The organism is Elstera litoralis, from assembly GCF_000963705.1.
Classification (GTDB): Bacteria; Pseudomonadota; Alphaproteobacteria; order Elsterales; family Elsteraceae; genus Elstera; species Elstera litoralis.
On sequence record NZ_LAJY01000174.1, the window covers coordinates 1 to 8,921 of the forward strand.

Annotated in this window: 11 protein-coding genes and 1 pseudogene; 9 read left to right on the forward strand and 3 right to left on the reverse strand. The window is 61.3% G+C overall.

Going from position 1 to position 8,921, the window contains the following annotated elements; all coding sequences use genetic code 11:
* Nucleotides 1-102: 102 nt before the first annotated feature.
* The 5 genes from VZ95_RS07850 (at nt 103) to VZ95_RS07870 (ending at nt 2,125) form a co-directional block, all read left to right on the forward strand.
* A complete protein-coding gene (locus tag VZ95_RS07850; protein WP_045775359.1) occupies nt 103-363 on the forward strand; it encodes a DUF2442 domain-containing protein in 261 nt (86 codons plus the stop codon).
* A gap of 133 nt (nt 364-496) precedes the next feature.
* Entirely contained in the window at nt 497-733 is a 237-nt protein-coding gene (locus VZ95_RS07855; RefSeq protein ID WP_269747078.1) for a DUF4160 domain-containing protein, read from the forward strand.
* Between the two features lie 9 nt (nt 734-742).
* Nucleotides 743-1,012, forward strand: coding sequence for a DUF2442 domain-containing protein (locus VZ95_RS07860; RefSeq protein ID WP_045775361.1), 270 nt, complete (start codon nt 743-745; stop codon nt 1,010-1,012).
* A 148-nt stretch (nt 1,013-1,160) separates the two neighbouring features.
* Nucleotides 1,161-1,766 (forward strand): class I SAM-dependent methyltransferase, encoded by a 606-nt coding sequence (locus VZ95_RS07865; protein WP_045775362.1) that lies wholly within the window; start codon nt 1,161-1,163, stop codon nt 1,764-1,766.
* Between the two features lie 8 nt (nt 1,767-1,774).
* Entirely contained in the window at nt 1,775-2,125 is a 351-nt protein-coding gene (locus VZ95_RS07870) for a RidA family protein (RefSeq protein WP_045775363.1), read from the forward strand.
* A 3-nt stretch (nt 2,126-2,128) separates the two neighbouring features.
* Here the strand turns inward: VZ95_RS07870 and VZ95_RS07875 are convergent, their stop codons facing one another.
* Together VZ95_RS07875 and VZ95_RS07880 are read right to left on the reverse strand one after the other, a co-directional pair.
* Entirely contained in the window at nt 2,129-3,304 is a 1,176-nt protein-coding gene (locus VZ95_RS07875) for an acyl-CoA dehydrogenase (protein ID WP_045775364.1), read from the reverse strand.
* A 57-nt stretch (nt 3,305-3,361) separates the two neighbouring features.
* A pseudogene (locus tag VZ95_RS07880) lies at nt 3,362-4,338 on the reverse strand (TRAP transporter substrate-binding protein).
* A 184-nt stretch (nt 4,339-4,522) separates the two neighbouring features.
* On the opposite strand from VZ95_RS07880, the gene VZ95_RS26810 reads away from it, so the two are divergent.
* The 3 genes from VZ95_RS26810 to VZ95_RS07890 all read left to right on the forward strand — a co-directional run bounded on the left by VZ95_RS26810 (nt 4,523) and on the right by VZ95_RS07890 (nt 7,106).
* Nucleotides 4,523-5,119, forward strand: a complete 597-nt coding sequence (locus VZ95_RS26810; protein ID WP_232302541.1) for a cache domain-containing protein — start codon at nt 4,523-4,525, stop codon at nt 5,117-5,119.
* 92 nt (nt 5,120-5,211) lie between these two features.
* On the forward strand, nt 5,212-6,516 hold the full coding sequence (locus tag VZ95_RS07885; protein WP_232302542.1) for a PAS domain S-box protein: 1,305 nt from the start codon (nt 5,212-5,214) through the stop codon (nt 6,514-6,516).
* Nucleotides 6,513-7,106 (forward strand): response regulator transcription factor, encoded by a 594-nt coding sequence (locus VZ95_RS07890; protein ID WP_045775365.1) that lies wholly within the window; start codon nt 6,513-6,515, stop codon nt 7,104-7,106. The genes VZ95_RS07885 and VZ95_RS07890 overlap by 4 nt, the downstream gene beginning before the upstream one ends.
* Nucleotides 7,107-7,161: 55 nt before the next feature.
* Here VZ95_RS07890 and VZ95_RS07895 read toward each other — a convergent pair whose 3' ends face one another.
* A complete protein-coding gene (locus VZ95_RS07895) occupies nt 7,162-8,130 on the reverse strand; it encodes an alpha/beta hydrolase family protein (protein ID WP_045775366.1) in 969 nt (322 codons plus the stop codon).
* A gap of 137 nt (nt 8,131-8,267) precedes the next feature.
* Between VZ95_RS07895 and VZ95_RS07900 the strand changes: the two genes are divergently transcribed.
* The coding region (locus VZ95_RS07900; RefSeq protein ID WP_084627647.1) for a TetR/AcrR family transcriptional regulator at nt 8,268-8,921 on the forward strand (654 nt) is incomplete at its 3' end.

Genomic DNA, 8,921 nt, shown 5'->3' on the forward strand with positions numbered 1-8,921 from the left:
TTGGATTGCGCTCCACGAAGAGGAGCTTATGATCGATTGGGGTCTCGCCGTAGAGGGGCAAGAACCTTTCCGAATTCCGCCATTGCAATAGGAAGCCTGGTGATGGATGTCCTTCATGTTTCCGTTTTGCCCGATTTCATCTTGCGGCTCGACTATGCCAACGGCGAGCAGCGGCAGTTCGATATGAAGCCCCTTCTTCAAATGTCTCCCTGGAACCGCATTGCAGCCCCGGAGCGCTTTGAAAAGGCCTATATCGATTACGGCACCGTGGTTTGGCCCGGCAACATCGACATTGCCCCCGAAACCCTCTACGCCGACTCAATCCCACTCCCCCGGCCTTCGGGCCAAAGGGTTAGCGCCTAAAAGCGCTCGCCCCCGAACCACCTTCACGCGGAAACCCTGGGGCGGTTTCTGTATGGCGGCGGCGGGCTGTGCTAACCTGTTCGGGCGCGGGGAGGGGTAATGCCAACGATCAGCATCGTTCTATGGAATCATTGTGGCCATGTATGTTTTCGATACGGCGAAGCATCATGCGCCGCACATCCATGTTCGCTATAATGAGTTCCGGGCCGTTATCGGCATTCCCGAGGGTGACAGGCTGGATGGCGAGCTTCCCGTTCGCCAAATGAAGTTGCTACAAGCCTGGGTAGAGTTGCATCGGGATGCGCTTATGGCCGATTGGTTTTTAGCTGTTAATGGCCAAACCCCGCTAAAAATCGACCCACTACGATAGGAGAGCGCGATGACCCCGGATATCGTTGCTGTTAAAATTCTTGCTAATCATTCCTTAGAGGCGGTGTTTGCTACCGGCGAGCGGCGGCGTTTCGACCTAACGCCCTATCTGTCGGCCCCCGCTTTTGCCGCCCTAACCGATCCGGCCCGCTTCGCCAAAGCCTATATACAGTATGGTACGGTCGCCTGGGACGACGAAACCGACCTCTCCCCCGACACGCTCTATCTTCTCGGTACCCCCGTTGCCGATGCGGTGCCCGAACCGCGCAAAATGGCCTAACTCCCCGGCCTTCGGGCCAAAGGGTTAGTGCCTAAAAGAGCCGCCCCAGGGGAAACCCTGGGGCGGTTTCTGTTGAGGGCTCTTGCCTTTGCACGGGGGGCGCGGTTAGCTTCGGCGCAGTTCTTCTTCTGCCCTTTCAGGGAAAACCATGCTCAAATTCATTCACGTCGGCTGTGGGCCGAAACGCAAAGATCGCACGACGCCGGGCTTCAATACGCCCGACTGGCAAGAAGTGCGGTTCGATATCGATGCCTCGGTGCAGCCCGATATTACCGGCACGATGACCGATATGTCGGCGGTGCCGAGCGGGTCGATGGATGCGCTGTTTTCCAGCCATAACATCGAGCATCTCTACCCGCATGAGGTTGCGGTTGCGCTGGCGGAGTTTCGCCGCGTGCTCACGCCGAACGGGTTTGCGGTGATTACCTGCCCAGATCTGAAATCGGTCTGCGCGCTGGTGGCCGAGGATAAGCTGACCGAAGCCGCGTATAACTCCCCCGCCGGGCCGATTGCGCCCGTGGATATTCTCTACGGCCATCGCGCTGCCATGCAGGCCGGGAACCTCTATATGGCGCACCGCTGCGGCTTTACCGAAAAAGTGCTGGTCGCCTGCCTGAAGGAAGCCGGGTTTTCGATGGTCGCCAGCCGCGCCCGCCCCGGCCCCTATTTCGATTTGTGGGCGGTTGCCACCGTCGCCGAAATCGCCCCCGAGGCCCTGCGCGATTTTGCAGGCCAGCATATTCCGCTGAATTAGAGGTCTTTATGTCCGAAATCCGCCGCCTGCACCCCGAAACCCGCTATAGCGACGCCGTTATTCACGGCGGCACCGTCTATCTCGCGGGCCAAGTCGCCGACACGCTGACGGGCTCGGTAACGGTTCAGACGCAAGAAGTGCTGGCCACCATCGACCGGCTGCTGGCGGAAGCGGGCACCGATAAAGCGCGGCTGCTGACGGCCACGGTCTATCTTACCCATATGTCGGATTATGCCGAAATGAACGCGGTGTGGGACGCCTGGGTTGCCCCCGGCGGTGCCCCGGCACGGGCGTGCGTCGAAGCGCGCATGGCCCGGCCGGAGTATAGGGTTGAAATTCAGGTGATTGCGGCCCTTTAAGGGTTAGCTGAACGCCTGAATCCCGGTAATCGCTCGGCCCAAAATGAGCGCGTGAATATCGTGGGTACCCTCATAGGTATTCACGACTTCCAAATTCACCAAATGGCGGGCGACGCCAAATTCGTCGGAGATACCGTTACCGCCCAGCATATCGCGGGCGGTGCGGGCGATCTCCAAAGCCTTGCCGCAGGAATTGCGCTTGAGGATCGAGGTCAGTTCCACGGGCGGGTGCCCAGTGTCCTTCATCCGACCTAAGCGCAGGCAGCCCTGGAGTCCGAGCGCGATATCGGTGAGCATATCGGCCAGTTTCTTCTGAATAAGCTGATTGGCGGCGAGCGGGCGCTGGAACTGATGGCGATCTAAGACGTATTGACGGGCGGTTGTGTAACAGGCTTCCGCTGCGCCCAAAGCGCCCCAGGCGATCCCGAAGCGCGCCGAATTCAGGCAGGTGAAGGGGCCTTTTAGGCCTTTCACGCCGGGCATCAGCGCGTCTTCCGGCACAAAAGCGTCGTCGAGGACGATTTGCCCAGTGATGGAGGCGCGCAGGCCGATTTTGCCGTGAAGAACGGGAGTGGACAGCCCCTCGGTGTCGCGGTCCAGAATAAAGCCGCGAATCACCCCATCGTCGGTTTTTGCCCACACGATAAACACATCGGCAATCGGCGCATTGGTGATCCAAGTTTTCGAGCCGGTTAGCCGATAACCGCCGGGCACGGCTTTGGCGCGCGTCGCCATACTGCCGGGGTCCGAGCCGTGATCGGGTTCGGTCAGGCCGAAGCAGCCGATCCAGTCGCCTGAGGCCAGTTTGGGCAAGTATTTTTGTTTCTGGGCCTCCGAGCCGAACTCGAAAATCGGCACCATCACTAGGGAGGATTGCACCGACATCATCGAGCGGTAGCCACTATCGATCCGCTCAATCTCGCGCGCCACCAACCCATAGGCGACATAGCCGAGGCCCGCGCCACCATACTCCGGCGGCAAGGTGGGGCCGAGCAAGCCAAGCGCCCCCATTTCCCGGAAAATAGCCGGATCGGTTTGCTCGGTGCGAAATCCCTCCAGCACGCGCGGGGCCAGCCGGTCGCGCGCGTACCCGGCGGCGGTATCGCGCACTTGGCGCTCGTCCTCGGTCAGTTGGCTTTCCAGATCAAACGGATCGGCCCAGTTAAATTTTTCGCTCACAAACCCTCTCCCCCTTTGGCATTCTGCGAGAAAGCTAGCGCGGGCAGGGGGCGAAGGCTAGTTCGGCGCGAGCCCGGCGGTTTCTCTCAGAATGGCGCTGATGAGGTCTTTCCCCACGCGCGCTTCCATCGCTTGCCGCACGGGGGCGAGGGCGGCGATCCAGGCTTTGCGCTCCTCCGGGGTTTGAGTGTGAAACTCGGTGGTGCCGGCAGCCCGCATCGCGGCAACGGCGGCGTCATTCTCCTGTTGGGCGATGTCATTGCCGTAGTGGGTGGCGTCGCGCAGCGCGGTTTCGAGCACGGCCCGCAGGTCGGACGGCAGACTGTCCCAGAAGCGCTTGTTCACGATCACCGCATAACCGAGGTAGCCGTGATCGGTGAGGGTGGCATAGGCTGAACCTCGTTCATGCGCTGGGTGAGCATATTCGAGGGCGGGTTTTCTGTGCCGTCGACCACGCCAGTTTGCAGCGCCTGATAGACTTCGGAAAAGGCCAAGACCTGCGGTAAAGCGCCCAGCGCCCGCATCTGCGCATCAAGCACGCGCGACGATTGAATGCGCAGCTTCAGGCCCTTCACATCCTCGGGCAGCTTAATCGGGCGCTTCGCGCTCATTAGCTTGAAACCATTATCCCAATAGGCGAGGCCCTTGATGCCCTTGGGTTCAAGCTTGGCCAATAGTTCCGCGCCGATCTTGCCATCGGTAATCTTGCGCAGGGCGGTCTTGCTAGGAAACATATAGGGGATATCGAACACTTCGAACTCGCCGACACCGAGCGGCGCGAATTTGGCCAACGAGGGCGCGAGCATCTGCACCGCGCCGAGTTGCAGCGCTTCCAGTTCCTCTTTATCCTTATAGAGTTGGCTATTGGGGTAAACCTGCACAAACACCCGGCCTTGTGTCGCCTGTTCAGCGAGGTCCTTGAAGCGCAGGGCGGCCTTGCCCTTCGGCGTATCGTCGGCGACGACATGACTGAAGGTGATAACGATGGGTTTGGCGGTTTGCGCCTGAAGGTCGGGCGCGCGCGAAACCCCCATCAGCAGGCACGCGCATAGGAACGCGGCACGGCGTTTTTATCATAGTCTCTCTCCCAGAAGATTTTAGCGCTTCACCCGGTGGGCGGCGCTTTTTTTTTTTCTGCTTTCAAGTATGCTAGCTTTGGCGCTTGCCTCTATTGTGGACATCCGCAAGCGGAGAAACATCCGCAGCGGGAGGGGGAAAATGCGCTTTACCATCCCGCGCCGGGATCTTATCCAGGCGCTTCCGACGCTATCGCTGGCACTGATTGCACTGCTGCTGGGCTTCATGCTGTGGCTGTTTCAGGCGCACGAGCGGGAGAATGAGCGCCATACGCTGATTATGGATACGCTCTGGGCCGAACAAGCCTTGCGTTTCCAGCTTGGCTCCGTCGAAGAAAAGTTAAGACTTTTGGCCGACGATCTCGGGCGCGGTGCCATCAGCTCGCCCCTTGGGTTCGAGGCGAAAGCCCGGCAAATGCTGGCGGGAAATCCCGACTTCACGCGGCTGCGCTGGCTTGGTGCGAGCGGGGCGGTCAATGCCACGCTGCCCCCCTTTCCCGAGGGCGGCGGGCTGGATGTCGGCAGTCTGCCGCTCACCGAAGTTCGGGCGTTGGGACGGGCGGCCTATGGCGGTATTTCGCAGTCGCCGGGGCGGGGCGCACATGATTCGGCCCATCTGCCCCTGGTGACGCCGATCTTCCGCGATGGGCGCTACGATGGCGCGCTGGTGGCGGATATTTCGCTGCAAGCCCTGCTCACCCAGCATGTGCCTGGTGGTTCACCGAACGCTACCGGCTGAGCCTGCTCGATCCCAATGGGCAAACGCTGGCGGCGAAACCCGAAGCGCTGCCCGACCCCAGCCAGTTTCTGCCGGACCGGGCGACGCACCGCATGCCGCTCGATCCGCCGGGGCAGGGGATTACGCTGCTGGTGGCACTCTACCGGGCGGGGCCGTGGGAGGCGCAGGCGGGGATTTTGGCGGCGATCTCGGTGCTAGCGCTGGTGGCGGGGGCGAGCCTCCTCACCGCCCGGCGGCAGGTGCGGCGGCGCGTGAAGGCCGAGCAAGCTTTACGCACCGAATATGCGTTTCGGCAGGCGATGGAAGATTCGCTCACGGTGGGCATGCGCGCGCGCGATCTGAGCGGGCGCGTCACCTATGTGAATTCGGCTTTTTGCCAAATGGTCGGCTTCGAGGCCGAAACATTGATCGGCCAAGATCCGCCCATGCCCTATTGGGTGCCGGAGGATTACGAACGAACGCAGGCGGTCCATGATGCGGTTTTGGCCGGAACCCCCTACCCCTCGGGCTTCGAGCTGCGCTTTCAGCGCCGCACCGGCGAGCGCTTCGATGCGCTGATTTACGAGGCCCCGCTAATCGATGCGGACGGAAAACACACCGGCTGGATGGGCTCCTTCGTCGATATCACCGCGCGCAAACGCGCCGAGGAAAGCCAGCGCCAACAGCAGGAAATGCTGCAACAAAACGCTCGGCTGATAACGATGGGGGAAATGGCCTCCACCCTCGCCCACGAGCTGAATCAGCCGCTCTCGGCGATTACCTCCTATGCGACCGGCAGTCTCAACCGCCTGCAAGCGTCGGGCGGCGATGCCGAGTTGGAGCGGGCGCTGACCAAGCTCACGGTGCAAGCGCGCCGGGCCGGGACGATCATTCGCCGCATTCATGATTTCGTTCGCAAGCGCGAACCCCAGCTCACCGCCTGCGCGTTACCGGAGATTGCCCAGGATGCGCTGGGGTTTCTCGCCGCCGAAGCGCGTAAATTGGGCGTCGCCATTCACGCCGATCTGCCCGACGATTTGCCCCTCGTGCGGGCCGACCGGATTTTGATCGAACAGGTGATCTTGAACCTCGCCCGCAATGCCTTGGAGGCGATGGCCGCCGTGCCGCGCGGGCAACGGTCGCTGTGGCTCTCGGCGGAAGCGCTGGAGGATCGGGTAGAAGTGCGCGTGCGGGATAGTGGGCCGGGCGTCGCCGCCGCTCAGCAGGAAACCCTCTTCAGCGCGTTTTTCACCACCAAACCCGATGGGATGGGCATGGGGCTGAACATCTGCCGCTCGTTGATCGAATTTCATCAGGGCCGCCTCTGGTACGAGCCTGCGCCTGACCGGGGCGGGCTGTTTATCTTCACCCTGCCGCGCGCCCCGACCGAGACCCCCGACCGGGAGAAAGCCGCATGAGTTGCGTCCATATCATCGACGACGACGAGGCGATTCGCGACGCCCTCTCCTGGCTGCTCGGCTCGCGCGGGGTGGCGGTGCAGGCGTGGGAGTCGGCAGAAAGCTTTCTGGAAGCCTATCGTTCGGACTTACGCGGCTGCCTGCTGCTCGATATTCGGATGGGCGGCATGAGCGGGCTGGAACTCTTCGACCGGCTGCGCGATCACGCCTGTGCCCTGCCGGTGATTTTCCTCACCGGGCACGCCGATGTGCCGATGGCGGTGGCGGCCCTGAAACGCGGCGCGCGCGATTTTGTCGAAAAACCTTTCAACGACAATGATCTGGTCGATCGGCTCCTAGAGGCGCTCGCCGCTGAAGCCGAGGCCTACGCCCGCAGCGCCAGCAAAGCCGACCGCCAGACCCGCCTCGCCACCCTGTCCAGCCGCGAGCGGCAGGTGATGGACCTTATTCTAGAAGGGCTGATGAACAAGGTCATCGCCGACCGGCTCGGCATCAGCATGCGCACGGTCGAAGTGCATCGGGCGCGGGTGCTGGAGAAGATGGGCGCGAAAACAGCGGTCGATCTCGCGCGGTTGGTGGCGGGGGAGTGAGCGATACGAACACCAAGCCCCGCCATTCCGTCATTAGGGGTTCGAGGGCTGGGTCTTACTTGAGCTCAACACTCCCCAGACTGCTGGCATGGTCTTCAAGCGCCTTGCAGGCGTCGACCCAGGTGGATTCATTCTCGAAAAGGGCGGAGCGCAGATAGGCCCAGGTCATGCGCTGCGTCACGGCTAACCGATCAGGATCCTCGTCATCGGTTTCCTTGGCGTCATATCCCGCAATTCCACCAAGGCCATGCTTTGCACCGAAGAGGGTCAGCAGGCTGTCGGCTCCCGGGCTCAGGTGATAGGGGTCCGCGTGCCAATCGGCCTGGCGGACGGTAATATGGGGGTTCACGTCGCTATCGCCGAAAACCACCAGAGTTTGAGTCGTCATGTGCGCGTAATCGGGGTTCAGGGCGGAATAATGTTCGGCAGCAAAGGCGCTGAGATTGTCGCCGCCATTGCCGGGAGCGGCCAGGAGAACCCCGGCCTTGATGCGCGGTTCGATCAGGTTCACCGCTGTCGCAGTCGCGTCTTTGGGATCGGTCAGCCGTGCGCCTAGGAGCATGGCAATTGTCTGCCCGCCCATTGAATGCCCAACCGCCGCAATTTTACTTTTGTCGAGGCGTCCGGCGAGCGTGGGGTGCGACGCTTCAATGTCGTCGAGATGATCGAGAATGAGTTTCATATCGTCAACGCGCGACTGCCAGAAGAGCGGCCCACCAAGCGCTTTGGGGGAAAGCCCGGCGACTTTTGAATTTGCATGGGTGGGCTGAATGACAACAAAGCCGTGTTCTGCGTAGAAATTCACGAGGGGGCCATAGCCATCTTTCGACGGAATGTAGAGCGATGGCCCATGCCCGTGGGAAAAGAGAATGACAGGAAGGTTGTTGCCGCTCACGGGGGCGGTGATGCGCATTTCGAGCGGTGCCCCCCGGTTGGGGGCCGGGAGTGTTACAGGGCTCAGGGAAATGGTAGGGTTTTCTGGGCTGATAGGAAGATTGCGGGCGTGGTTAATGAGGTTGTTCACAGAAGAAACTCCTGGCACTTAAAGGGGCGCTTCGGTGGGGTTCACCGACCATAACGGTGATAAGAAGTAAACGGAACATTGTTCCGTTTAGCAAGTGAGAAAATTGGAGCCGAGTCCGCTCGCCTTGGGAGGTGCCTTTGTCCACAGAGCCGGAAGAGTTGGAAAAAAGCGCAATACCACCCCGGCGCCGTGCCCGCGCCGATGCTCTGCGCAACGAAGATGCTGTGCTTGAGGCTGCCAAGGATGTCTTCATAACTTCGGGCGTTGACGCGCCAGTTCGAGAAATCGCCGCGCGGGCGGGGGTGGGAGTCGGCACGCTGTATCGACGCTTTCCGACGCGGTCCGATCTGGTGGCGGGCGTGTTCCGCCGCGAAGTCGACGCTTGCACCGCCGAGGCAGCGACACTGGCCGCCCAGTATCCGCCGGGCGAAGCGGTGGTGCTCTGGCTGAAACGTTACACCGGCTTTCTCGCGACTAAAAAAGGCCTTGCGGCGGCACTGCATTCCGGCGATCCGGCGTTTGATGCGCTTCCCGGTTACTTCCGAGCCTGTTTTGAACCAGCGCTGACAGCGCTGCTCGAAGCGGCCGTTGCGGCGAGAGAGATTCGAGGGGATATTGATCCTTATGACCTCCTGCGTGTGATCGGCAACCTATCGTTAACGAGCGGTAGCGATGGCGGGGCACATGCTGAACGTATGCTGAACCTGCTGATTGACGGGCTGCGACATGGGGCAACCCCTTCAGCAAAAGCGCCTGAGCGCCCGGAACTAACGATTCGGCAAAACGCCAAG

Excerpts from the sequence above, each read along its gene's own strand:
- VZ95_RS07865 (WP_045775362.1), top strand. The coding sequence starts at position 1,161 with ATGCTCAAATTCATTCACGTCGGCTGTGGGCCGAAACGCAAAGATCGC.
- VZ95_RS26810 (WP_232302541.1), top strand. The coding sequence starts at position 4,523 with ATGCGCTTTACCATCCCGCGCCGGGATCTTATCCAGGCGCTTCCGACG.
- VZ95_RS07870 (WP_045775363.1), top strand. The coding sequence starts at position 1,775 with ATGTCCGAAATCCGCCGCCTGCACCCCGAAACCCGCTATAGCGACGCC.
- VZ95_RS07890 (WP_045775365.1), top strand. The coding sequence starts at position 6,513 with ATGAGTTGCGTCCATATCATCGACGACGACGAGGCGATTCGCGACGCC.
- VZ95_RS07860 (WP_045775361.1), top strand. The coding sequence starts at position 743 with ATGACCCCGGATATCGTTGCTGTTAAAATTCTTGCTAATCATTCCTTA.
- VZ95_RS07850 (WP_045775359.1), top strand. The coding sequence starts at position 103 with ATGGATGTCCTTCATGTTTCCGTTTTGCCCGATTTCATCTTGCGGCTC.
- VZ95_RS07885 (WP_232302542.1), top strand. The coding sequence starts at position 5,212 with ATGCCGCTCGATCCGCCGGGGCAGGGGATTACGCTGCTGGTGGCACTC.